The sequence below is a fragment of the Paenibacillus arenilitoris genome, from assembly GCF_014705655.1.
GTDB lineage: Bacteria > Bacillota > Bacilli > Paenibacillales > Paenibacillaceae > Pristimantibacillus > Pristimantibacillus arenilitoris.
The window spans coordinates 1-25,050 of sequence record NZ_JACXIY010000003.1; the positions used below are offsets into that span (position 1 = coordinate 1).

Sequence of the window (25,050 nt, forward strand, 5' to 3'; positions counted from 1 at the left end):
TGGAAAAATATTCAAAATTTCAGGGGATAAGTGTAGCGCCCACGATTTTTTATCCACAGTGTCAGGTTTGATGCATGGCTAGTGCAATTTCTGAACTTAGTTACTAGGAATTGCGGCGGCACGCGGCGGTTCGCGACGCCTCTCAGCGGTTCGCGGCAGCATGCTGCGCCAAGCAGCGCCGCATCGCACCCGCAAGCGCCCATTCCCGCCAGAACCCATTGTACCATTTCTCGCCCGCATACGCCGCAGCTGCCAGCCAAAAGTAAAAACTTCCCTCGCGATCGAGCCATAAGTTTATGCTTTCGGACCGTATGCTCTCTGACCGTGTACATTCGGACTGTATACCTGCGAACGTTCGAGGTGAATGCCTGCAATCGGCCGGGGCGCAAGCCGGCGAACGATCCGGCCGGCTAAGACGACAGCGCCCCCTCGAGCCGAACCAGCTCCGGAGGGAGCGGGGCGTGCCACTCCATCCGCTCGCGCGTGATCGGATGCGTGAAGCCTAGCGTCTCCGCATGCAGCGCCTGGCGGCCGGCGGCCTCCTCCCACGCCGCGACCGCGCCCTCCTCCGGCCCGTACATCTTGTCTCCGATGAGCGGGCAGCCGATATGCCGCATATGCACGCGGATCTGATGCGTCCGGCCCGTCTCCAGCTTAAGCCGGACCGCGGCGGCCAATTCTCCGTCGGCGGAGACGAACCGCTTCGCCGTCTCGTAATGCGTCACCGACGGATAGCCCGCCGGCGTCACGATCCGCACATGCGGCCGGTCCGGGTCGCGGTCGATCGGCGCGTCGACGGTGCCGGCGGCCGGGTCCGGCGCGCCGTACACATACGCGCGGTACAGCTTCAGCACTTCGCTTGCCTGCATCTGCTCCGACAGCTGCTGGTGCACGTAGGACGTCTTCGCGACGGCGACGAGGCCCGACGTCTCTTCGTCCAGGCGGTGCACGGGACGGAAGCGAACCCGCTCCCCTTGCCGCCGCCAATGGTAGACGACGCCGTTGGCCATCGTATCCGTGTAATGGCCATGCGTCGGATGGACGATCATGCCCGCCGGCTTATTGACGATCAGCAAATGCTCATCCTCGAATACGACTTCGATCGGAATCGGCTGCGGCAAAATATCGTCCGATTCCTCCCGCAGCATCCGGACGCGAATGACGTCCCCCTCCGAGACCGGGGCCGTCGTGTAGACCCGCTTCTCGTTGACGGTCAGGCCATGCTCCGTCAGCTTCACCTGCGACAGAAGCTTGCGGGAGACGCCGAGCTGCCGCTCCAGCACGGATCGGACCGTCTTCCCGTGCTCCGCCGCGGAGACGACCGCTTCAAGCGGTTTATAGTATAAACGGTCTAGCGATTCGCTCATTTTTTCTTCTTACGAAATACTTCCGCGCTCCGTACGTATTCAATGTCCGGCACGCCGAGCTTCGCGTTCGCCGCTCTGGCCGCCGCGAAGAAGAAGTCGGACAGGCGGTTCAAATACACCTGCACCTCCGGGTTCGCCGGATGCTCCGCCGCCAGCGTCACGACGCGGCGCTCCGCCCTGCGGCACACCGTCCGGCATACATGCAGCAGCGACGCGACGGAGCTTCCGCCGGGCAATATAAACCGCGTAATTTCCGGCGCCTCCGCGATGTAACGGTCGATCCAGCCTTCCAGCCGCACGGCCGGCTCTCCCGTTATTTTCAGCGGCGCGCCTTCCTTCGCGTACGCGAGATCCGAACCGCAGTCGAACAGCTCCTGCTGGATATCGACGAGCCAGCCTGCCAGCTCCGCGAGCTCGGCGTGCTTCGCCGCCTCCGCCGCCGCTTGCCCGACGAAGCAGTTCAGCTCGTCGATCGTGCCGTACGCCTCCACCCGGATATCGTCCTTCCGGACGCGCCCGCCGATAAGCGAGGTTTGTCCTTTGTCGCCTGTTTTCGTATACAATCTCATCGATCGAATACCCCTTTCCCCACCATCCGTTATTCGCCTTCCTTCATGCAAACAGCAGGCCGGATGCGCTCCTGACCTGCTGCTGCTTGCCGGCTTCTAGCCTTCTTGCTTCACTTTATGCACGAACTGTCCGATCCGCTCGAGCGCCTCGGTCAAGTTCGTCACCGAAGTCGCGTACGAGCAGCGCAAGTGCCCTTCCCCGCCGAGACCGAATACGTCGCCCGGCACCGCCGCGACGTTCGCTTCGTCCAGCAGCCGCTGCGCGAACTGCTCGCTCGTTAGCCCCGTCGACGCGACGGACGGGAAGGCGTAGAACGCGCCTTGCGGCTCGTGGCAGGTCAGCCCGATGTCCCTGAATCCTTTGACAACGAGACGGCGGCGCTGATTGTACGCCTCCACCATCCGGTCCTTCTCCTCCAGCCCGTGCTGCAGCGCTTCGAGCGCCGCGTGCTGCGCCATGATCGGCGCGCACATGACCGTATACTGATGGATCTTCAGCATGGCGGCAATCAGATCGGTATGCCCGCAGGCATACCCCATCCGCCAGCCGGTCATCGCGAACGCCTTGGAGAAGCCGCTGACGAGAATCGTGCGGTCCTTCATCCCGGGCATCGCCGCGAAGCTGACATGCTTCGAGCCGTACGTCAGCTCGGCGTATATTTCGTCAGAAATGACGATCAGGTCGTTCTCTTCGACGACTTTGGCGATCGGCAGCCAATCGTCGTAAGTCATGATGCCGCCCGTCGGATTGCTCGGATAACAGAGGATAAGTACTTTGGAACGCGGCGTAATCGCGGCCTTGAGCGATTCCGCCTTCAGCTTGAAGCCGTCCTTGGCGTACGTTTCGATGCCGACCGGCTTGCCCCCGCTGAGCGCGGTAATCGGCGAATAAGAAATATAGCACGGCTCGGGGATGAGAATCTCGTCCCCGGGAGCGATCAAGGCGCGCAGCGCCAGATCGATCGCTTCGCTGCCGCCGACCGTGACGATGACTTCATTCGCGGGATTGTACTCGACCGAGAACCGGTCGCTCAAGTAGTGGCCGATCGCCCCGCGCAGCTCGGGCATGCCGGCATTGGACGTGTACTGCGTCTTGCCCGTCTCGAGCGAATAGACGGCCGCTTCCCGCACATGCCACGGCGTGACGAAGTCGGGCTCGCCCACCCCGAGCGTGATGACGTCCTTGCGCGTGCTGACCAAATCAAAAAACCGACGGATTCCCGACGGTTTGATGCCCCGCACGAGCGGCGACAAATAATCGGCCATCGATTGACGCCGCGAAGATGCGGAGGGTTGCTTCTGTTCGTCTTTAATCATATGCGATCACCCTTCGTTACGGCGACACCATCAGCCGATGGTCACCTTCATGCTCTTCGAAGATAATGCCGTCCTGTTTGTATTTTTTCAAGATGAAAAACGTCTTGGTCGAGAGGACCGCGTCGATCGGGGACAGCTTATTCGATACGAACGAGGCTACCTCTTTCAAATTTTTGCCTTCCACCTCGACCAGTAGGTCGTAAGCCCCCGACATCAAATAGACCGATTTCACTTCCGGATATAAATAAATGCGCTCCGCGATCCCTTCGAATCCGCGTCCGCGCTCTGGCGTAATTTGCACCTCGATCAGCGCCGTCACCTTCTCGTCGTCGACCTTGCTCCAGTTGACGACCGTGGCGTATTTCACGATAATATGCTCCTGCTCGAGCACCGCGATGGCCTGCTTCACGTCCTCGATCGGCACGCCCAGCATCGTCGCGATCAGCTCGGCATCCCTGCGCGCGTCTTCCTTCAGCAGCTCCAATACTTTCAATTGCAATTCGTTCATCGTAAAACTCCTTCCGGTTCGCCTCGCGATTATAAAGCATATTTTACAACTTTTTCGCCTATCCTGCAAAGAAAAAAACGGAAGGCCGTGGTGGTCATCCATGCAAGTTGCGGCTTCGTTTCGGCCGGCTATTCCTCCAATTGGCCCGTGGTCAAATCGAACTTTCCGGAATGGGTAAGCTCGAATTTCACGTCAACCGTCAATTGATCCGCCCGGGGCAGCCACTCGCCCGAAGCCGCGAGCCGCTTCCACTTCGAATGGTGATACCGGTATAAGTGATGCTCCAGATCGAGCAGATCCAATTCGCGCGCAAGGCCCGTCGCGTACGCGTCCTCGATTTGCTCCTTTACCTGTCTCTCGATGCTTGCGGCGATCTCGGCTTTGCCGATATTCCCGTCAAGCTCCGCCACATCCCCCTTCAAGCGGACCGTCATCGCGAATTTCGGCCGCCCCCCTTCGAAGACGACTCTCAGCTTGTCCCGGGACGACTTGACGCCGACCGTCGCCTTGCCCCGATCGCCCGCCGCCTCGACCATGAAATGTTTAAAATCGGGATCGGTCCAGCGCAGCCCCTTGATCGAGTCTTCGGGAAAATAGCCCTTGTACTTCAGCTCCTTGAAGACGAAGACGCCGGATACGATTTGGATTTTCATCGGCTTCTTGCCCTGCTTCCAGTAGGCCTCGCTGAGCTTCAGCACAGGAAGCTTCGTCGTCATCGCCGGCTCCTTCAAGGTCTGCACCGCGAGCTGCATTTCCCGCGGCCGTATGAAGGTGTACTGCGCCTCATGCGGCAGCGGCGTATACAGGATACTGTTAATCGGAGACTGGTCGAAAAACGTTTCGCTGTTAAAGATGTCTTCGATCGGGTCCTTCGTTCCGAACAGCCAGGTCGTATACCGGGCTGCCCGCTGCCGGTTCAGTCCGTCAAGCGCCTCGTCTAATCTGCCCAGCGCCCGCTCGTGGACGACGATCGTTTTCAATTGCTCGATATTGATGCTGGCTTGACCTCCTCGCGTCATATCGTGCAGCGCAAGCAGCGCCGTGTCGCCCGTCCCCTTCCCGATCCATACCGGAGAAGGCTTCTGCTCGGGCGATTCGTTTTTGGCCACTTGCGCAAATTTGATCAATTGCCCGTACAGGTTGAATTTCCCGTCCTTGTAGTCGATCCCGATCGCGGACACGTAGCTGACGTCCTGCAAATTGACTTCGTCCCAGCAGCCCGCAATCAGACAGGCGGACGCCAGCGCGGCAAGCAGCATCCCTCCCTTCCGCAGCAGGCGCGTAACGGACCATCGGCGTTTCATGGCCGTCCCCTCCTGCCTTTTCTAAGCGCCCAAGGCTTCTGAAGCAGGGCCGTCACGAGCCGGCGCGGCTTGATCGGGGCCAGCGGCTCCAGGTAGGAACGGCCGAACGATTCCATGCTTGACAAATAAATGATAACGGCAAACACGCCTACGAAAAATCCGAATACGCCAAGCAGCGAGGAGGTAAGCAATATGCCGTACCGGATGATGGTTACCGAACCGTTCAGTGACTGGTTAACCAGGGTGAAGGTCGCCACCGCCGATACAGCCGCGACGACGAGCATCGTCGGCGAGGAGAGTCCCGCGCGGATCGCCGCGTCTCCGACGATGAGTCCGCCTACGACCGACACCGTCTGGCCGACGGGACGCGGCAGGCGCACGCCCGCCTCCCGGAACACCTCGAACAGCGTCAGCATAAGAAACATTTCCATCGTCGCCGACATCGGCAGCCCGATTCGCGAGATCGTTACCGTCGCGAGCAGCGAGAACGGCAGCTGATCGGTGTTGTAGGAAGAGAGCGCGATCCAGAAGCCGGGCAGGCACAGCGACAGAATGAGGCCCAGAATGCGGAGTATCCGCTCCAGCGCAACGAAATAATAAGGCAGATGCGCATCCTCAGGCGATTTGATCAGCAGCGTCAAATTGCCCGGCGCGATCAGTGCCGCCGGCGTCCCGTCGACGATTACGGCGACTCTGCCGTTCATGAGCGACTGCACGACGTAATCCGGCCTGCCGATATAGTCCAGCTGAGGAAACAGCGCGTACGGATGGTCGGCCAGCAGATCCTCCAGCTCGCCGGCGCCGTGAAGCGCCGGGACCCGAACCGCCTCCAGCCTCCTGCGCGTTTCCTCTACGAGCTCCGGCTTTGCCTGTCCCGCCATATAGAGCAGCGCGATTTCCGTCTGCGACTCGGTGCCGAGCTTGCGGTACTCGACGTGCAGATGGGGCGTCCGCAGACGCTTGCGCACCAAGGCCAGATTAATGGCCAATTGCTCGACGAAGCCGTCTCTCGGCCCTTTGAGCGACAGCTCCATCGTCGATTCCTCCGGCTGCCTGCCGGGCTGGTCGGCGATATCGTATTCGTAGAAGCCGGGCCGGGCCGAGAACGCGATCACGACGCTGCCCGCGAACAGGCGGGCGTACAGATGGCGGTTGTCCGGACCGTTCTTGATGCGCATGAACAAGTCGACCGTCCGTTCCGACTCTTCGCCATCGCTTTCCGATAGCGGCGCGGATTCGTCGCTCCATCTCTTTAATTGCGGAAGCAGCCCGAGATGGAATTGCTGGTTGTCGACCATCCCGTCGCAATAGAACAAATGAGCCGTCACCCGTCTATTCTCGCCTGCGGGCACGCTATACGAGTTAACGTCGTTGCATCCGCGCAGACTTTCCTGGAACTCTTCGAGCGTCAGCTCGTCATCCTCTTCGTGATCGCGAATCAATTCATGTTCCCTTTCCTTGCCGCTGCCGCGAGTCATCCCTTCATTCCCTCCTCCGTGCCGCTATGACGGCGCTTCTTCCCGCCCTTGCCCCTGGCCTTGAGAAAGCCCGCCGCCCACACCAGGACGACCAAGCCAAACGCGATTAATCCGACCTTTTCGAAATGCCATTTCAATAGATCGCGGTAAGTCATCATGTTATTCAAGCCGAAATATGTAGGTACGATTAATAGAACGCCCAGGAGGGAAGGAAAAATCCAATTTCTCTTCAGCCTGCGAAGCGGTCCGAATTCCTCTAAAATTTGCAAGCAGAGCGAGAGACGGATAAGCGCTCCCGCCAGCCACTGGAACACGGCAAAAAAATCGACATGCTCGAAATAGCGGCCGATCGAAACGAGCCTCCATTGCGTGAACGCGGGGTATCGCATCTTTTCGGCTTCGATCGGACCGAATTCCGCAACCGCCCCGATAACGGGACCTATCGAAATAAGCGCAAGAAACAACGCCAGCAGGACGAGATTCGTTCTTGTCAGCGTACGTTTCATGTGATGTTGAATAAATAACAGGACGAACAACTCGCTGAAGGCGGTAACCGAAGTGAGGGACGCTTGGATCACCGGGCGCACGCCGCGCTCGAGCATGGGAAGCAGATAGCGGTAATCTTTATGCGGCATATTCGCCGACATGACGAAATCGCCAAGCAGGACGACGAGAGGCAGGAGGATGCAGCTCGTGTAGGCGATGGTCCGAAGTCCCGAGACGGACGCGAACAAGCATAAAGCCAGAAATACGGCCGCGATGACGATCGGAGGCGTATTCGGCAAATACGTCGTTGCCGTCCACGACGACGTGATGATTAACGTACTGAGCGCAATTATAAACAGGATAAGCAGAAAACAACCTAGCAGCGCCCAGGCAATTGCCGGGTGCAGCCGCTGCAGCAGCCATTTGTCGATGGGCATCCGGTTCATTTTTTTCAAGACGCCGTACAACGGGATCGCTAGCCATGGCAGTATGAACAGTAAAGCGGCCAACACGCTCATCCAGGAATCGCGGAAAGCGACGTCGAGCAGCAGCGGACCGGCCAGTACGTGATTGATAAGTCCGACCGATAAGCACATGATGGCGATAGCCGGCAGTCTGCCGAACGGTTTGATGATCATTTGTCATTCACTTCCTCGCTACCTAATGTTTCCCGAAACCGGGATCGAAATGCATGAGGCGCGAGCCTAGGCTGAACGGACAAAAAAAGACCGACTCCAAGCTTCCAAGGCAAGCTAAGAGGCAGTCCGGCCGGCTTAAGGAATGTGCACCGTCTTGACATGATCAAAGTGCAAAAACACGGAATTGCCGTTTGCGTTCGCAAGCTCGATCATGCTTTGGCCGACGTTTTTGAGCACGCCGATTTTGTTCGGATTCTCGCCCAGGTCCAGGACGACGAATTCGCCGATCAGCTTGCGGAGCTGCTGGTCGAACGTTCTCGACAGCGTAAGAGGCGAAGGCTTGAGGGGAAATTGCTCGGGCGTCAGCGTGTACGGCGTTGCGTTCGGGTTGTAGGGGATCAAATATTTCAAGTGCTGAAGCGAAATAATGACGGTATGGTAGACGGGCGAATAAAAAACGAAAAAATCGTTCATGACGGTCGTTAAATATCCGTGAACGGATTGGTTGCCCGTTATATAAATCTCGGAGAACATGCCTTTGGCGTTCATTAACATCTTGCGGTAGGATACCGGTTCGTTATACGGCTCGAAGGGCATCTCGGGCACTTCGATCATTTCCCGATCGTTCGTCGAAATCCGAAGCTGCTGCATATGAATGAGCGGAACGTACAAAAACTGCGTTCCGTTATGCATGACCAGAATATCTTGGCCGATCTCGATCAGCTTGCCCCGGATGGGCGCCGACTTTCCGGAAATCTCGAGTTCGACCTGCGAGTCAAGCAGCGGATGGCGATTTTTCATGCTTCCTGCCTCCTTTCATCCGGTTATATAGTAGAACCGGGCAACGGCCTGCACCTTTGCCCGGCAATGGTCTAACTGTCACGGGGGACGATAGGTAATATATTTATATGTATCCCATTCGGCAGCGGTACTAGATTACTATCTATTTAATGGAGATTGCGCTTTTAACCCGTTGCGGGTAATAGAATCGGCTCATATCTTGTAATATCTCATACTGGGAGGGGTAAATTTGGCCAATAGCAAAAGCGGCAAGAAAAAATCCGGGAAAGGAAGGAAGCGGATGCAGGCAGAACGGATCGGGGACAACCGGATGGGCGGCAACCAGACCGCCGGCAACCGTACAGCAGGCAGTCGCTCACCCGGAAACGATACGGACGGCAACCTCACCGCCGGCAAACGCACCGCCGGCAACCGTACAGCAGGCAGCCGCTCACCCGGAAGCGGTACGGACGGCAACCTCACCGCCGGCAGCCGATCGCCCGGAAACCGTACGACTGGCAACCTCACTGCCGGCAGTCGCTCGCCCGGAAACGATACGGACGGCAACCGCACTGCCGGCAGCCGCACGGAAGGAAACCGCTCGAACGGCGGCGTGCCGATCGCCGGGCAGATCCCGGTCGCCTGCATGAGCGGACCGGTATGGCAGTTCATCCTCGAGAGCCGGAAGTAACCATCTGGGCTATAGCCGAATATCGTAAAGAAGATCGAAAGCCTACCGTCTAACGGTAGGCTTTATCTTTTGCCTCGGGAGATGGTGAGATGGCTTCTATTACATTGCCTGTCCGGTCGATTGCCATTAACGCTACGGATTTGCTCGATATTCAAGGCAACGCATGGGGAAAGGACTTCAGGCCTGCGGAGCTGACGCTCGAGGGGCAAAGCCATAAAGCGGTATTCGGCCTGAGAGGCGGCCATACGCGCAATTATTTCAAAAAATCGTACGAGGTGCGGCTGGACGACGGAAGAACGCTTCATTGGAACGCCGAGTATGACGATCCTTCGATGATGCGCAACGCCCTATCCTTCCATTTTCTGAATCGGATCGGACTAACTTCTCCGGAAACGAACCATATATGGCTCGTCATTAACGGAACGCCGCAAGGCGTATACTTGGAAATCGAAGCGGTGGACCGGTTCTTCTTCCATCAGAGGAACATCGGCTTCCGCTCGCTCATCTACGCGGGAAACGACAGCGCCGACTTCAGTCTGACCGATCCGGAAACGAAGGGGCGCAAGCCTTCTTTGTTCGACGGCTACGAGCTGAGGAAGGGAGGCGCGGGGGCAAAACGCAGGCTGGTCTCGTTCGTTCGCGGCATTAACCGCAAATCCGGCCGAAGCTTCGGTTCGTTCGTCGCCCGCAGGCTCGACGTTCCGCAATATTTGCTTTGGCTTGCCGGCGCGGTGCTCACCGGCAATTACGACGGCTTCGATCAAAATTACGCGCTCTACGAGCACCGGGCCAGCGGGAAATACCGAATCATTCCCTGGGATTACGAAGGTACCTGGGGCAGAAATTGCTACGGCAAGCCGTGCGGCAGCGACCTGGTCCGCCTGCAGGGCTACAACGCGCTGACGAAGAAGCTGTTCGCGTTTCCTTCATGCCGGATGAAGTATAAACGCATGATGGAGCAGCTTCTGCGGACAGCGTTTACGCCGGACACGCTGGAGCCGGTCGTCAAGAAGATGCATGAGCGGCTAGCGCCGGCGATTCGCATCGATTATACGCGAAAAGCCGGCTACGATACGTTTCTATCGGAGCCGGCTTTTATCCAGAAATACATTATGGAACGACGTCAGCTATTGCTTGACGAGTTGCAAAGCTGGAAATGACCGCGAAAGCATTCCCTAGAAGATATCCATGCTCATATATCGCTCGCCCGTATCCGGCGCGATGCACAGCACCCGCTTGCCCGCGCCGAGCTTACGTGCGACCCGCATCGCCGCCCATACCGAGGCGCCGGACGACGGGCCAAGCAGCAATCCTTCGCTTCTGGCAAGGCTTCTCATCGTCGTCAGCGCATCCTCGTCGGATACTTGGATGATCTCGTCGTATACCGACGTATTGAGAATGGCCGGAACGAAGCCCGGACTCGTGCCGACAAGCTTGTGCGGGCCGGGCTTGCCGCCCGACAGGACGGGCGAGCCCATCGGCTCGACGACCGCGACATGCAGATGCGGCAGCAGCTCCTTCAATGTCTCGCCCGTACCGGTAATCGTGCCGCCGGTGCCGGCCGTCGCGACGAAGGCGTCGAGCTTCCCGTCCGTCTGCCTCATAATTTCCTTCGCGGTCGTTAACCGGTGAATACGGGGATTGGCTTCATTCTCGAATTGGTTCGGGATGAAGCTCCCGGGCCGCTGCGCCTGCAGCTCGAGCGCCTTGCGGATGGCGCCGGGCATCCGCTCGGCGGCCGGCGTCAGCACGACCTCCGCGCCGTATGCCCGCAGCAGCTTGATCCGCTCGGCGGTCATGTTGTCCGGCATGACGAGCACCATCTTGTACCCTTTGGCCGCCGCGTTCATCGCAAGCCCGATACCCGTATTGCCGCTCGTCGGTTCGATGATCGTGTCGCCGGGGCGTATAAGTCCCCGCTCCTCGGCGTCGCGGATGAGCGAATGGGCCGCGCGGTCCTTCACGCTGCCGCTTGGATTATACCGCTCCAGCTTCACGCATACCTCGGCGCTGCCTTCCTCCCGCATGCGGTTAAGCCGAACGACCGGCGTATCCCCGATCAGCTGCGTAATGTCCGTAACGATTTTTGGCAATCGTTTAAGCCTCCTCTCCCTTTATCAAGTCGGCTGCCGCTGCCTCTGCTGCTGCTCCAAAAACGGCCGGATAAACCACCAGCCCGCGATCGGCACGACGCCGACCGCAAACAACAACCACGTAATGGCGGCAGCCGAATGGTTCATCGGCAGCACGATCAAATACGACGTCAGGCCGACCAATCGCCCGATGACGAGCCCCGCTTCGCGCAGAACGATGAACTCCTCCCGCTCCCGCGCGCTTTCCTCCGATTGTCCGATCAGATCGAATACCCTCGACGTCATCGGAATCGTATACAGCGGAATGAACAGCGACGTCCCGATGCCGAACATGAGCAAGGTCGTATACGACACGTTCCAGAACAAGGGCAAAATAACGACGGCGATCATAATAACGCCGATCAGCATAACGATTTTGCGGTTGTTCTTCTTCAGAAGCTTGCCGACGAGCCAGAAGCTGACAAGCGCGACAAGCGACGTGATAAGCGAGTACGTGCCGAGCTTGCTCTCGTTCCTGGTCGCGGTATATACCGTCAGCCCGACCAGGAACATGAATACGCCTTCGCGCACGCCCTGCGCGGCAATGGCCGGGAACATGCGCCGCCACGGATTTCCCTTCTCCGCCAGCTGCCGCACGCCGTGCTTCCATTCATACGTGCCATGTCCGTGCCGTTTCTTCAGCCAGAAGCTTAATACGACGCTGATCGCGAAGATGACGAGCGATATGGTGAAGATGAGCCGGTAGCCCTTCTCGCCCTGCAGCGTCGTGATCAATAGGCCCGATACCCACGGCGCGATAATGCCGGCCGCCGAGCCGAGCAGACCGGCCCAGCCGTTGAACCGGTCCCGGTTGTCCGGATCCGTCGCTTCGAAATAAACGACATTGAACGCGAGCCAGAAAAATCCTTGTGCCATGCCGTTCAGCATGCCGAGCGGCACGCCGTACGATTTGGCCTGCTGGCCAAGCAGGAGCACGGTGAAATAAAAGACGCCCGACAGCACGATGCCGGCGCGCAGGCTGTTCATCTTGTTATGTTCCTTGACCCATTTTCCGGCAATCCAGAATGTAAGTCCGCTCATGACGTATTGGCCAAACGTAAACCAGCCGATCAGCGAATACGACTGGCTCGCTTTCCACAAATACACCGGTATGAACGTTCCGGACAGCGCGTTCGCAATTCCGTATAGAGCCTGGACAATAAGCAGTAGCACGCATTGTCCGCCTAGAGCCGCTTTTGCCAAAACGTTGTTCCTCCTGCATGATCATCGCAGCCGGCGCAACCATCCGCCGTTTGCGTAGTTAGCCGTTCGTTTTGTAAGCTTCCCCTATAAGCGGCGAGCCATGCCCGTCCAATATTACCAGCATAACGTCAGTCTCTCGGCGTAAGCCGCTTGATCATTTGCTCGCGGTCCTCGCGGCTCAGTACGGATGAAGTATGGAAGCAAGCCGGACATACGTACAGGACGAGCGTAAAAGGAGCCGTCAGCACCGGGCCGTTAAGCGACGGGGCGATTCTGGGCTCGAACTGCCTGTCGCTTACCGTCTGCGTGCCCGCTTCCAGCATGAACTCCCTGCAGGCCGGGCATTCCGGCGCTTCGGCCTGATCGTCAGTAATGCCGCGTACCGCATGCTCCACGGCGAACCAGGATCGGTCGGCGCTGCGATAGTCGCCCTGCTCCAGCCAGCTGCTGCGGCGGTCGCTTTCCTCCTCCTCGTCGTTCCAGGACGCCCGGTTCTCCGCGGCCGCTTTCGGGCGGCGATCCTCCGCCGCTTCCTCCTCTTCGCCGTAGCCGAGCTCGATCGTCCGGTAAGCGCTCAGCTCGTTCTCACAATGCGGACAATGCTTCTCCGGTCCGATCTCTTCATCCCATACGATTTCCGTCAAGCACCACGGACACATCACTTGCTCCTTCATGCCAAGTCTTCCTTTCTAATTGTTCATTAAATAAACGATGCCGAATATGAAAAAAAGCACGGATACGATCATCAAGACCTTCCATAAATACTTCATCGTGGCTTTCCTCCGCTAAATAATGACTGTCGCGCCGATCACGTAGGACAAGGATACGGAAATGATCATCGCGGTCAACCCCACCGCGCGGTTATCGCGAGCGATTTCGTCGTCGATCCGGAATACGGGCGTCAGAAACTCGAACAAAAAATAGGCGGCCAATAAAATAACGTAGCCATACGCGCCCCAAATGAGGCTCACGTACACCGAGTCGTTCGACTCGATCGAGAAGCGGAAAATATTGCAGATCCCGAATATTTTGCCGCCCGTCGCCATGGCCACCGCCAAATTGCCCTTCTTGATCTCGCTCCAGCATTTGTACTTGGTGACGAGCTCGAACAAAGACAAAAAAACGATGAGGGACAATACCGTAACCGATACGTAGACGAGCGATGCGGCATACGGGTTGCTAAGAAGCTTGTCGACTTCATGATCCATATCGTTAACCTCCATCCTCTAGCTGGTCCTGGTTAGGCGCCGATGCCCGCGGGCGTTACTTGAGCTCCGCTACCGTAACGCCCGCCCCGCCCTCGCCGTAGTTGCCCAGACGGAAGCTCTTCACATGGCTATGCTTCCGCAAATACTGCTGGATGCCCGTACGAAGCACGCCGGTGCCTTTGCCGTGAATGATCGCGACCATGCCGAGTCCCGACAGGAACGCTTCGTCGAGGAACCGGTCGACTTCCATGATGGCCTCCTCCAGGTTCTCTCCGCGCAGGTCGAGCTCCATCTTGACGCTGTCGTCGCGCGACCGCTTCAGGCTTGCCGCCTGCTTCGGCTGCTGCGCCTTGACGGCCGGCGCCGATTTGATCAGCTCCAGATCGTCCAGCGCCACCTTCATCTTCATGATGCCGAGCTGTACCGTGGCTTCGGAGCCGTGAAGGTCGACGACCGTTCCTTTTTGATTGAGGCTGTACACCGTTACTTCGTCGCCCGGTTCGATCTTCGCAGGCTTCCGGACCGTCCCCGCGCCCGTTCGCTTCGTCTTCTGCAGCTCCGGCGCCGCCTCGTCCAGCCTACGGCGCGCTTCGATCAGCTTATGCTCTTTGACCGAAGCGCCTTCTTCCATCGCAAGCTTGCGCAGATCGGCGATGATTTGCTCCGCTTCCCGCTTCGCCTTGGCGACGGCTTCGCGCGCTTCTTCCTGCGCTTTCTGAAGAAGCTTCTCCTTCTGCTCCTCGAAGCGCCGCCGTTCCGCTTCATGCCGGGCGCGCAGCGCTTCCATTTCCCGCCTAAGCGTCTCAGCGGTTTGGCGTTCCGTCTCGGCGCCGATCCGATTCTCCTCCAGGGAGGCGATCATATTTTCCACCCGCTGATCTTCCTCGCTGACTTCTCCGCGCGCATGCTCGATAATCGGCCGGGCTAGGCCGAGCCGTTCCGCGATGGCGAACGCGTTGCTTCGGCCGGGAACGCCGACCAGCAAGCGATAGGTCGGACTGAGCGTCGCGACGTCGAATTCCATGCTTGCGTTGATGACGCCTTTTCTATTGTAGGCATAGGCCTTCAGCTCGCTGTAATGCGTCGTCGCCACAATCCGGCTGCCGAGCGCATGGACATGCTCCAGGATGGCGATCGCGAGCGCGCTTCCTTCCGCGGGATCCGTACCCGCGCCAAGCTCGTCAAGCAGCACCAGGCTCTTGGAGGTCATCGAGCTTAGGATGCGGATTATGTTTTTCAAATGGCTGGAGAACGTACTGAGACTTTGTTCAATGCTTTGTTCGTCGCCGATGTCGGCATAGATCGCGTCGAAGACGCATAGCTGACTGCCGTCCTCGGCCGGAACGAACAGGCCCGACATCGCCATCAGGCTGAGCAGGCCGATCGTTTTGAGCGAGACCGTCTTGCCGCCCGTATTCGGGCCCGTCACGATGATAGCGGTATAGTTGTTGCCGAGCTCGACATCGATCGGAACGACCTTGTCCGCCGCGATTAAAGGATGCCTGCCGCGCTTCAGCTTGAGAAAGCCCCTGTCGTTCATGCGCGGAAGCGTCGCCTTCATTTCGTGTGCGAGCCTCGCCTTCGCGTATGCGAAGTCGATCCTCCCGAGCAGATCCAGGTTCAGAAGAAGATCCTCGACATCGTCTGCGGCAAGCGCCGTCAGCTTCTGCAAAATTTTCTCGATCTCGCGCTGCTCGCCCGCCTTCAGCTCCCGGAGCTTGTTATTCATGGCGACGATAGCCTCCGGCTCGATGAACAACGTCGCCCCGGACCCGGATTGATCGTGCACGATGCCGCCGAAGTGCGACCGGTACTCCTGCTTCACCGGGATGACGTATCGGTCGTTGCGCAGCGTGATGATCGCGTCCTGCAGCATCTTTTGCACCGAGGAGGAACGGATCATCTGCTCCAGCTTCTCGCGAATGCGCGATTCGCCGTTTCTAAGCTCGCGGCGAATGGAAGCCAGCTCCAGGCTGGCGCTGTCCATCACTTCCGCCTGCTCGTCGATGCATTCGAAGATCGCGTCCTCGAGCGGCTTATGCTCGAGGATTTGATCGGCCAGGCTTGCGAGCATCGGGATCGGGTGATCCTCGTGCAATCCGCCCACATGCTTTCTCACGCGGCGGCCACCGCGCGCCGTCTCGGCGATTTCAAGCAGCTCGGCTGGATTCAGCGTGCCTCCGATGCGCGCCCGATGCAGGGCGGCCTTAATGTCGACGATGCCGCCGAAGGGCGCGCTCCCCTTCAAGCGATCCGCCGCATACGCTTCATCCGTCAATTGCAGCGTGTCCTTCACCGTTTCCAGGTCGGATACCGGCTGAAGCGCTTCGGCCGCCGCTTTGCCGAGCGATGTAGCCGCGTGCTGCGACAATCTATATATGATTTTGGGATATTCAAGCGTGGCCAAAATTTTCGTGTCCAACATTTAACACTCCTCTCGCCTTCCTATTATAGCCGAACCGCGGACGCGTTGCACGGCTGCCATACATAAATCATGCTCATCTGGTCACAATATTAATGATCGAACCGCCTTACAAAGTCGCTTTTGCAATACCATTCGAAAGTTCACGTTAAGGAGGGTTTAAAATATGAATTTTTTGGGCCATGTCGTCCGCTTTATCGTTTCCGCTTTAGTTCTGATGCTGGTCGGGTTCATCGTACCGCAATTTAGCGTAGGCGGATTTTGGAGCGCGCTGTTTCTCGCTCTGGTCATCGCGGCGCTCGGATGGATCGTCGAAGCCATGTTCGGCAAAAGGGTTACGCCGTTCGGCCGCGGCATCGTAGGCTTTCTGGCGAGCGCGCTGGTCATTTGGGTCGCGCAGTTCATCGTAGGCGGCGTAGACGTCACGCTGCTCGGCGCCATCCTGGCGGCGCTCGTGATCGGGATTATCGACCTGTTCATTCCGGTCAGTACCCCTTATGAAGCCGGACGCCGCGATCGCGCTTAACGGCAAGCAGAATCGGCAGCCCTTGACGGCCTTCTTGGCCGTCAAGGGCTGCTTGCTGCGTTTGCCCATTTATTCATAAGTTTGTCATAGGCTCGTCAAACATTCCGAATCCGTATCGGTTACAATAGAATCGAGCTTTAACCTGTAAATTTGCGCCATCGCCATGCGTTGGCGGACAATCGAAAGGGGCAATCGTACCAATGAAGAAATGGCTACTCTTTGCAAGCGCAATGTGCCTGGTCATCGTCCTTGCCGCATGCGGGGCGAACAGCGCGAACAACCCGGCGAACGACGCGGAAGCGAACGCCGAGACCGGCGCGGCCGTCGACGAAGGCGCGGCATCGTCCGAGCTTGTCATTACGGCATCCAACTGGGAGTTCGATCAGAAGGAATATAAGATCAAAGCGGGCGAAACGGTCAACGTCAAGATCGACTCCATCGACGGCTTGCACAGCGCGAAAATCCAAAAAACCGACTATGAAGTCAAGAACGGCAAAGCCGTCGCCGTCAACATCGCCGAACCGGGCAGCTACGAGATCATTTGCAACATTCCGTGCGGCCAAGGCCATCGCACGATGAAATCCACGCTTGTCGTGGAGTAAGCGAATTCGAATGAAGGACCGCCCAGGCGCAGCCGCTGGCTGCCGAAGGGGCGGTCCTTTCCTGTCGTCAAACCGTCGCGTGCCGGTTATAATGGATTCTTTGCCGTCCTTTCAATAAAACTGATGAATGATTCGCTTCCCCTGCCGTCCCCGCTCTGTTAATATATTCACAACACCAAAGAAACGGAGGAATGAACGATGGGCGTGTTAGACAATCGGGTCGCCATTATTAGCGGTGCCGGAACGGGACTCGGCCGGGCAGCATCCATATCCTTCGCCGCGGAAGGCGCGGAGGTCGTTCTTCTGGGGAGACGCAAGCCCAAGCTTGAGGAAACGGCGCAGATCGTCAAGGAGCGCACCGGCAAGGATGCGCTCGTCCTGCAGACGGACGTCTCCGACGAGCAGCAGGTTCAGGAAGCCGTGGCCGCTGCACTCGGTCATTTCGGCGGGATCGATATTATGTTGAACAACGCCGCCGTATTCGAGCCGGGCACCGTCCTTGAGCTGACGAAGAACGAATGGCAGAACCAAATCGCCGTTAATCTCACCGGCCCGTTCCTGCTCACCAAAGCCGTCCTGCCGGCTATGCGCAAAGCGAAATACGGCCGAATCATCAATATTACGTCCGGTCTTTCCTGGAACGGCGCGGGCGGCTATGCCGCTTACAGCGCGGCCAAAGCCGGCCTGGAATCGTTGACCCGCACCCTCGCGGACGAAGAACACGAGCATGGCATTCTCGCCAACCTTTACAATCCCGGCACGCTCCGGACGGAGATGCATGCCACCGGCAAAGACCCCGCGATCGTTACGCCGGACCTCGTTCGTCTCGCCAGCCTGCCTCCGGGCGGACCGACGGGAACGATATTGTCGTACGGTTGACGGGGAGCAAAGAAAACGGCACCTTCCTTTTCTCGAAAGGACGGTGCCGTTTTCTTTCCCGCCAAAATCGCCTCATTCCGCCTAGCCCTCGCCTGGCGGCATCAGCTCTGCTCGATCAGCTCGATCCATTCGTTGTATTCGGTCTGAAGCTTCGAATACTCGTTCTTCAGCTTATGATGCTGCTCGAGCAGCTGCCTATGATCTTCGGCCAGCCGCTCGGCCGAACGGGCGGCTTCCTCTCTCTCGTACGTCAGCGCTTCCGCCGCGCTCGCCGCTTCGTCCCGCTCGGCGGCAAGCTTCTCGGCTCTGCGCCGCGCTTCATCGCGCTCGTCCGCAAGCTTCGCGGTATGCCCGTACAGCTCCTCTCGCTGCTCGGTCGACGCCGCCGCCTCCCGCATCGCCCGCTCAAGCTGTTCGCGCAGATCCGCCTCGGCCGTCTCACGGTCTTGCATCCGCTGCTCAAGCCGCTTCAAGTCGGCTTCGGTCTGCTCCGCCTGCCGCTTCTCCGTCTGCAGCAGCTCGCTAAGCTCCCGCTCCCGCGCCGCCGCCGCTTCGAGCTGCTGGGCCGCGATCCGCTCTCGCGCGGCCGTCAGCTCAAGCTGCTCGGTCAGCAGCCGCTCCCGCTCCTCATATTGCTCAAGCTTCGCCTTGAAGCTCTGTTCGCTTTCCGCGGCGGATGCCGCAATCTGCTCGATCTGGTCGAGCTGCTCCTTCAGCTTGCCGATGGTCGTCTCGTAATCGTGGCGCTGCTGAAGCAGCAGCTCCTCCTGATTCACCGCCAGCTGCTCCAGCTTCTCTTCGTGCTCGGCGGAGAGCTGGCTCAGCAGCTCCTCGTGCTCCGCCGCCAGACGCTCGGCGTCGGCTCTCCGCTGGGCGTCCGAACGGTTCCGGCTCTCGGACTCGGCCTGCTTCAGCTGCTCTTCATGCTCGAGCTCAAGCTCGATGAGCCTTTCTTCGTAACCGTCGGCTTGCCGCTTCAGCCGCTCTTCGCGATCGGCGGCAAGCTCCCCAAGCTGCGCCTCGTGCTCCGCCGCTTGACGCTCGGCATCGGATTTGCGCTCTTCTTGCAATTCCGCCATGCGCGCCGTGCTTTCCGCGGCCAGCCGCTCAAGCCGCTCTTCATAAGCCGCTTCCTGCTCCAATAGACGCTCTTCGTAGCCGTCGGACAGACGTTTCATCCGCTCTTCGCGATCGGCGGCAAGCTGCTTCAGCTGCTCTTCATGCGCCGCGGCAAGCCGTTCGGCATCCGCCCTGCGCAAGGCTTCCGACCGCTCCAGGCGCTCCTTGCTCTCCGCGTCCGCTAGCTGCAGCTTTTCCTCGCTTTCCGCTGCGGCCAGCTTCAGCCTATCTTCGTACTCCGCCGTTACTGACCTCAGCTTCTCCTCATGCTCTGCAGCGGCTTGCTTCAGCTTCTCCTCGTGCTCCGCGGCAAGCTGCTTGAACAGCTCGTCGCTCTCCTCTTCGGCCAGCTTCAGCCGCCCCGCCTGCTCGAGCTCCATCCTGCGCGCAAGCTCCGTCTTCTCCTGTTCGAGCGCTTGCAGCTGAAGATGATACAATTCGTCCATTTCGTCCCGCTGTTTCTCGAGCTCGGCCTGCAGCGTAATTCGGAATTGCTCCCTCTCGTTCGTACGGGCATGCTCCGCTTCTTCCTGCTCCAGCTGCAGTTGAAGAATAAGCTCCTCCTGCCGCTTAAGCCGTTCTTCGAGCTCAAGCCGCTCGGTCTGCTTCTGCTGCTCCCGCTCCTCCGCTTCCTTCAGCCGGTTCAGCAGCTCCGTTGCCCGCTTGTCCGCGGCCGATACATGACTTCGCTCCTGGGCAAGCTTCTGCTCCAGCTCGCCGACCTGCGCCGACGCTTCGCCGCCTGCCTCCCGCAGCTCCTCGAGCTCCCGATGAAGCTCGCCGAGCTTGCCGTTTGCCAGTTCCAGCCGGTGCTCATGCTCGATTCGCTCCTGCTCCAGCTGCGCGTACGTCGTCCGGAAGGACTCCTCCTGCTCCATCGCCAGGGCGAGCTGCTCGTCCGCCTCGGCGATGCGCCGCTCGAGCGTTTCCTTCTCGGCCGTCCAGCTTTGCTGAAGCTCGGCGATTTGCGCTTGCAGACGGCCTCTCTCTTCCAGCCAGCCGTTTCGCCTGCGCTCCAAGTCCGCCCGGTAAGCCTGTTCGGTCTCCGCCGCTTGCAGCTGCCAAGCCTGCTCCCGTTTCCCGTTCAGCCGCTCCTGCTCGGCTTTCGCCGCCTCGGCCTCCGCAAGCCAGGCTTGCTCCCGCTCGGCCCATTTGCTCCGCCAGTTCTCCTCCGCTTCGGCAAGGACGGCCTCCTTCTCGGCCGCCGCCGCTTCGAGCGCGGCTTCCCGCTCGGCCATTGCCGCCGCAAGCGCCTCCTCCCGCGACTCCGTAAGCGACGCGGCCAGCTCTTCCTTGCCGCGCTGCAGCTCGGCACGCTCGGCGTCGAACGCCTGCAGCCGTGCCGCCAATTCCTCTTCCTTCGACCGTGCCAGCTCATCCAGCTGCTCCTGCTTCTCCTTCGCCAGCTGTGCAAGCTGCTCGTCCTTCTTATTCCGCAGTGCGGCAAGCCGGTCGACATTTTCCTGCGTCAGGCGCATGATCGTCTCTTCCTGCGCCTTAAGCGCTTCGGCAGCGGCGGTTTGCTGCGCGGAAGCCTGCTCCGCCGCGAGCGCGAGCATTTCCGCCAGCTCCGCCTCCGCCGCGGCCTTCGCCGACGCCAGCTGCTCTTCCGCGGAGCGCCTCGCTTCGGCAAGCTCGTCCTGCAGGGCGGCAGCCCGCTGCTGAATCTGCTCATGCTGCCGCTGGATCAGATGCAGCTTCGCTTCCTCTTCCTGAAGCCGCGTATTGTCCCGCCGCAGACGGAACACTTCCTCCGTGATTTGCACGGCCGACAGCACCGCCAGCTTCGGCATGTCGAGGCGCGGATACCCTTTGGCGAGCTTCTTCATGCTCTCGTCGATCGAGCTGGCGACCCTTTTCATATAATCGACGTTGGAATGACCTTTCAGTTTATATTGAACCCCATATATATCAACCGTAACGACCGTTTGTTCAGCATCCATTAAGGCGAATCCTCCCTTGTCCGTGTAGAGCCAAGTGTAAACGGCTGGCGCCGGCCTTTGGCGGCAAAAGCTCGTTTCGCGATGAAATAGAAGCAAGTCTATAATGGCTGATCCTATAAGCGCTTCTATTTCAAGTGTAAACGGCTGGAGCCTGCCTCATGCGGCATAAAGCTGCGTCTCGCGGCGGTTTCCATAGCCTCGGCATCATATAAAAAGCCGCATCATAGCTCACTAGGAACTATTTCGATGCGGCTTGAAGGGTTTCCTGCCTACTTGCGCAATTCCGCCCCAAAAGATTGTTCGAAATTCGCGACGACTTTGCCGTGCAGCTCGGCGACCTCTTCATCGGTCAGCGTACGCTCGCCGTGGCGGTATACGAGCGACAAAGCGACGCTCTTCTTGCCCGCGCCGAGCTTCTCTCCCGTATAGACGTCGAACACGCGAACGGACTCCAGCAGCTCGCCCGCCGTCTCCCACGCCGCGCCGGTCAGCCCCGCCGCCGCAACCTCGCTGCCCACGACGACCGCGATGTCGCGCTGCATCGCCGGATAGCGCGGAAGCGCCTTATAGACGATATCCGAGTTCGCGAGTTCGTAGAGCAAGTCGAGGCCGATCTCGAGCACGTACGTATCCGCGAGATCCGCTTCAAGCTGAAGCTGCGGATGAAGCTGGCCGACGTAACCGATCACTTCCGGTCCGCGCGTCGTCTCAAGCACGACGGCCGCCGTCCGTCCCGGATGGAAGTGCTCCGGCTGCGCCGCCGCGTAAGATACCTTATCGGCAACGCCAAGCACCGCGAACACCGTCTCCAGAATGCCCTTCGCATCGTAAAAATCGACCGGAACCGCCTTGGCGTTCCACTGCGCCTCCGTCCGGCTGCCCGTCAGCAGCGCCGCGAAGCGGTGCTTCTCCTGCGGCAGGCGCGTCAGGCGCTCCTCGTCCGTATGGAAGACGCTGCCGATTTCGAAAATCGCCGCCGATTCGTTTTTGCGGTTGCGGTTATAAGCCGCCGTCTCGAGCAGCTGCGCGACAAGCGTCGTCCGCAGCACGCTGCGGTCCTCGCTCATCGGCATCGCGAGCCGAACCGCCCGCGCCTCCTCGGCGAGGGATGGGAACTGCGCCGTCCGGGCCGGGCTCGTGAACGAATAGCTGACGACCTCGTGAAGGCCCGCGTCCGTAAGCCGCTTGCGCAGCTCGCGCCTAATCGCCTGAGGCTTCGTCAGCGCGCCGGGCACCGCGTCGCCGTGGATGAGCGTCGTCGGAATTTCATCGTAGCCGTGCAGGCGCGCGACTTCCTCGATCAGATCGACGGGGCGCGTAATGTCGCCGCGGCGCGACGGCACGCCGACCGTGAACACGTCGCTGCCGGACACTTCATGGTCGAAGTTAAGGCGGCTGAAAATCGTCTGCACCTCGAGTCTCGACAGGTCGGTTCCGAGGAAACGGTTAATCCGCTCCAGCGATACGTCTACTTGGACCGGCTGGACGTCCTTCGTTCTCGCTTCTACGATGCCTTCCGTCACGAGGCCCTGCGCCAGCTCGGCAATCAAGGATGCCGCGCGGTCGAGCGCAGGAATGACGCGCGCCGGATCGACTTCCTTCTCGAAGCGGATGCTCGCGTCGGAGCGCAAGCCGAGCTGGCGGGACGTCTTGCGGATCGTGCCGCCGTCGAACCTCGCGGACTCCAGCAGGATGTTGACGGTCCCGTCCGTAACCTCGGTATTCGCGCCGCCCATTACGCCCGCAAGACCGATGGGAGAGTTGCCGTCGGTAATGAGCAGCATATGCGGCTCCAGCTTGCGCTCCTGATCGTCCAGCGTCACGAGCGTCTCGCCTTCTCTCGCCAGGCGCACGTCGATGCGTCCGCCGGGAATGCGGTCCGCGTCGAAAGCGTGCAGCGGCTGGCCGTATTCCAGCATGACGAAGTTCGTCACGTCGACGACATTGTTGATCGGACGCACGCCCGCCGCCATCAGGCGGTTTTGCAGCCATAGCGGAGACGGGCCGACTTTGACGTCCTTAATGTAACGGGCCGTATAATGCGAGCACTGCTCCGGCGCGCTGATCGTAACGGACACGAGCCCTTCCGTGCGAATCGCCGCATGGTTCACCTCGCCGCCCGGCAAGCGGACCTCGCGTCCGGTGAGCGCCCCGATCTCGTACGCCGCTCCCAGCATGCTGAGACAGTCGGAACGGTTAGGCGTCAGATCGAGCTCGAGCACCTCGTCGTCGAGCCCGAGCAGGTCGACGACCGGCGTGCCGATCTTCGCCGTCTCCGGCAGGACGAGAATGCCCTCCTGCTGCTCCTTCGGCAGCAGCTTCTCGTTCAGGCCCAGCTCCTTCGCCGAGCAGATCATCCCTTGCGATTCGACGCCGCGAAGCTTCGCCCGCTTGATTTTGAAGTCGCCCGGCAGGACGGCTCCGATGACGGCGACGGGCACGTGCTGGCCGGCGTCGACGTTTTTGGCGCCGCAGACGATCTGGAGCTCCTCGCCAGTGCCGACGTCCACCTTGCACACATTCAGCTTATCCGCGTCGGGATGCTTTTCCTTCGATTTCACGAAGCCGACGACGACGCCGCTTACGCCTTTGTTGCGGGATTCGACGGCGTCGATCTCGATGCCGCCGCGCGTCATTTTTTCCGCCAGCTCCGCTCCCGTGTAGCCGGACAGGTCGATATATTCGCTTAGCCATTTATAGGATACGTTCATGTCTCTCTTCCCTTCCTTTCCTCTTCGTTCACATTCTCGCGAATTGGTTCAAGAACCGCAGGTCGTTCGTGTAAAAATGGCGGATGTCGTCAATGCCGTACTTGAGCAGCGCGATCCGCTCGACGCCCATGCCGAACGCGAAGCCGCTGACCTCCTCGGGATCGTAGCCGCCCATTTCGAGAACGCGCGGATGCACCATGCCGCAGCCGAGAATTTCGAGCCAGCCCGTCTGCTTGCACATCCGGCAGCCGCGGCCGCCGCATTGCACGCAGGTCACGTCAACCTCGGCGCTCGGCTCCGTGAACGGGAAGAAGCTTGGCCGGAGGCGGATTTGCGCCTGCGCCCCGAACATTTGCTGCACGAATTGCAGCAGCGTTCCCTTCAAATCGCTCATGCGGATGTTTTTGTCGATGACGAGCCCTTCGATTTGGTTGAACTGGAACGAATGCGTCGCGTCGTCGTCGTCGCGGCGGTACACCTTGCCCGGGCAAATGACTTTGACGGGCGTCTTGCCGTTCATCGCCTTCATCGTGCGGACCTGCACGGGCGACGTATGCGTGCGCATCAGAATCTCGTCCGTGACGTAGAACGAATCCTGCATATCGCGCGCCGGATGGTTCTTAGGCAAATTAAGCGCCTCGAAGTTGTAATAGTCCTCCTCCACCTCGGGACCCTCCGCGATCGAGTAGCCAAGCCCGATAAATATATCCTCGATTTCCTGCGCCACCTTGTTCAGCGGGTGAACCGCCCCCGTCGGCAGCGGCTTGCCCGGCAGCGTAACGTCCAGCGTCTCCGCCAGCAGGCGGTTGTTCGTCTCCGCTTGCAGGAACGCCTCCTGCTTCTCGTCAATGACCGCCTCGATCGCCGAGCGGACGTCGTTGGCCACCTGCCCGATCAGCGGGCGCTCTTCGACGCTAAGGCCGCCCATGCCGCGCAGAATCTCGGTCAAAGCGCCCTTCTTGCCCAAATATTTGACGCGCAAATCGTTCAGCTGCTGCGGGGATTCCACCTTCTGAAGCTCTTGAAGCGCTTCGCCGCGCAGTTGTTCCAATCTTTCCTTCATCTCTGTTCGCCTCCGTATCTTCATCATGCTTTGGAAAACAAAAAAGGCCCTTTCTCCCAGAAGGGACGAAAGAACCGTGGTACCACCCTAATTCGGATTGCTTC

21 protein-coding genes are annotated in these 25,050 nt (G+C 59.5%); 5 read left to right on the plus strand and 16 right to left on the minus strand.

All coding sequences use genetic code 11. The annotated features are described in order from the left end of the window. Positions 1-410: 410 nt before the first annotated feature. From IDH41_RS03110 to IDH41_RS03145, 8 genes are all read right to left on the minus strand, one after another. Entirely contained in the window at positions 411-1,367 is a 957-nt protein-coding gene (locus IDH41_RS03110; protein ID WP_190858215.1) for an RluA family pseudouridine synthase, read from the minus strand. Further along, entirely contained in the window at positions 1,364-1,936 is a 573-nt protein-coding gene (locus tag IDH41_RS03115) for a cob(I)yrinic acid a,c-diamide adenosyltransferase (protein WP_190858217.1), read from the minus strand. The genes IDH41_RS03110 and IDH41_RS03115 overlap by 4 nt, the downstream gene beginning before the upstream one ends. Before the next feature lie 96 nt (positions 1,937-2,032). Beyond that, positions 2,033-3,253 (minus strand): aminotransferase class I/II-fold pyridoxal phosphate-dependent enzyme, encoded by a 1,221-nt coding sequence (locus tag IDH41_RS03120; RefSeq protein WP_190858219.1) that lies wholly within the window; start codon positions 3,251-3,253, stop codon positions 2,033-2,035. Positions 3,254-3,269: 16 nt separating this feature from the next. Further along, on the minus strand, positions 3,270-3,761 hold the full coding sequence (locus IDH41_RS03125) for an Lrp/AsnC family transcriptional regulator (protein WP_190858221.1): 492 nt from the start codon (positions 3,759-3,761) through the stop codon (positions 3,270-3,272). A 128-nt stretch (positions 3,762-3,889) separates the two neighbouring features. Next, positions 3,890-5,065, minus strand: a complete 1,176-nt coding sequence (locus tag IDH41_RS03130; protein ID WP_190858223.1) for a Ger(x)C family spore germination protein — start codon at positions 5,063-5,065, stop codon at positions 3,890-3,892. Then, a complete protein-coding gene (locus tag IDH41_RS03135; protein ID WP_190858225.1) occupies positions 5,062-6,543 on the minus strand; it encodes a spore germination protein in 1,482 nt (493 codons plus the stop codon). The genes IDH41_RS03130 and IDH41_RS03135 overlap by 4 nt, the downstream gene beginning before the upstream one ends. Then, positions 6,540-7,667, minus strand: coding sequence for an endospore germination permease (locus IDH41_RS03140; RefSeq protein WP_190858227.1), 1,128 nt, complete (start codon positions 7,665-7,667; stop codon positions 6,540-6,542). The genes IDH41_RS03135 and IDH41_RS03140 overlap by 4 nt, the downstream gene beginning before the upstream one ends. Before the next feature lie 135 nt (positions 7,668-7,802). Next, positions 7,803-8,468 carry a DUF2642 domain-containing protein gene (locus tag IDH41_RS03145; protein WP_190858229.1) on the minus strand — a complete coding sequence of 222 codons (666 nt, stop codon included), beginning with the start codon at positions 8,466-8,468 and terminating at the stop codon, positions 7,803-7,805. 229 nt (positions 8,469-8,697) lie between these two features. On the opposite strand from IDH41_RS03145, the gene IDH41_RS03150 reads away from it, so the two are divergent. Next, entirely contained in the window at positions 8,698-9,138 is a 441-nt protein-coding gene (locus IDH41_RS03150; protein ID WP_190858231.1) for a hypothetical protein, read from the plus strand. A gap of 89 nt (positions 9,139-9,227) precedes the next feature. Beyond that, a complete protein-coding gene (locus IDH41_RS03155) occupies positions 9,228-10,298 on the plus strand; it encodes a CotH kinase family protein (RefSeq protein WP_190858232.1) in 1,071 nt (356 codons plus the stop codon). Between the two features lie 15 nt (positions 10,299-10,313). On the opposite strand, the gene cysK is transcribed toward IDH41_RS03155, so the two are convergent. The 5 genes from cysK to IDH41_RS03180 form a co-directional block, all read right to left on the minus strand. Continuing rightward, positions 10,314-11,231: a cysteine synthase A gene (gene cysK / locus IDH41_RS03160; protein WP_190858234.1), complete on the minus strand. Its 918-nt coding sequence runs from the start codon at positions 11,229-11,231 to the stop codon at positions 10,314-10,316. A gap of 24 nt (positions 11,232-11,255) precedes the next feature. Next, the gene (locus tag IDH41_RS03165) at positions 11,256-12,473 is read right to left on the minus strand and encodes an MFS transporter (protein ID WP_190858236.1); all 1,218 of its coding nucleotides are present in this window, start codon (positions 12,471-12,473) and stop codon (positions 11,256-11,258) included. Between the two features lie 128 nt (positions 12,474-12,601). Further along, positions 12,602-13,147 (minus strand): hypothetical protein, encoded by a 546-nt coding sequence (locus tag IDH41_RS03170; RefSeq protein ID WP_190858238.1) that lies wholly within the window; start codon positions 13,145-13,147, stop codon positions 12,602-12,604. Between the two features lie 111 nt (positions 13,148-13,258). Then, a complete protein-coding gene (locus tag IDH41_RS03175) occupies positions 13,259-13,681 on the minus strand; it encodes a DUF350 domain-containing protein (RefSeq protein ID WP_190858240.1) in 423 nt (140 codons plus the stop codon). 55 nt (positions 13,682-13,736) lie between these two features. Then, positions 13,737-16,103 carry an endonuclease MutS2 gene (locus IDH41_RS03180; RefSeq protein ID WP_190858477.1) on the minus strand — a complete coding sequence of 789 codons (2,367 nt, stop codon included), beginning with the start codon at positions 16,101-16,103 and terminating at the stop codon, positions 13,737-13,739. 166 nt (positions 16,104-16,269) lie between these two features. On the opposite strand from IDH41_RS03180, the gene IDH41_RS03185 reads away from it, so the two are divergent. From IDH41_RS03185 to IDH41_RS03195, 3 genes are all read left to right on the plus strand, one after another. Beyond that, positions 16,270-16,629: a phage holin family protein gene (locus IDH41_RS03185; RefSeq protein WP_190858242.1), complete on the plus strand. Its 360-nt coding sequence runs from the start codon at positions 16,270-16,272 to the stop codon at positions 16,627-16,629. Between the two features lie 200 nt (positions 16,630-16,829). Beyond that, positions 16,830-17,231, plus strand: a complete 402-nt coding sequence (locus IDH41_RS03190) for a cupredoxin domain-containing protein (RefSeq protein ID WP_190858243.1) — start codon at positions 16,830-16,832, stop codon at positions 17,229-17,231. Positions 17,232-17,429: 198 nt separating this feature from the next. Beyond that, positions 17,430-18,110, plus strand: a complete 681-nt coding sequence (locus IDH41_RS03195; RefSeq protein WP_190858244.1) for an SDR family NAD(P)-dependent oxidoreductase — start codon at positions 17,430-17,432, stop codon at positions 18,108-18,110. Positions 18,111-18,211: 101 nt separating this feature from the next. Here IDH41_RS03195 and zapA read toward each other — a convergent pair whose 3' ends face one another. The 3 genes from zapA to pheS all read right to left on the minus strand — a co-directional run bounded on the left by zapA (position 18,212) and on the right by pheS (position 24,946). Beyond that, the gene (gene zapA / locus IDH41_RS03200; protein WP_190858245.1) at positions 18,212-21,172 is read right to left on the minus strand and encodes a cell division protein ZapA; all 2,961 of its coding nucleotides are present in this window, start codon (positions 21,170-21,172) and stop codon (positions 18,212-18,214) included. A gap of 269 nt (positions 21,173-21,441) precedes the next feature. Beyond that, on the minus strand, positions 21,442-23,883 hold the full coding sequence (pheT, locus tag IDH41_RS03205) for a phenylalanine--tRNA ligase subunit beta (protein ID WP_190858246.1): 2,442 nt from the start codon (positions 23,881-23,883) through the stop codon (positions 21,442-21,444). 28 nt (positions 23,884-23,911) lie between these two features. Then, the gene (gene pheS, locus IDH41_RS03210) at positions 23,912-24,946 is read right to left on the minus strand and encodes a phenylalanine--tRNA ligase subunit alpha (RefSeq protein WP_190858247.1); all 1,035 of its coding nucleotides are present in this window, start codon (positions 24,944-24,946) and stop codon (positions 23,912-23,914) included. Between the last annotated feature and the right edge of the window lie 104 nt (positions 24,947-25,050).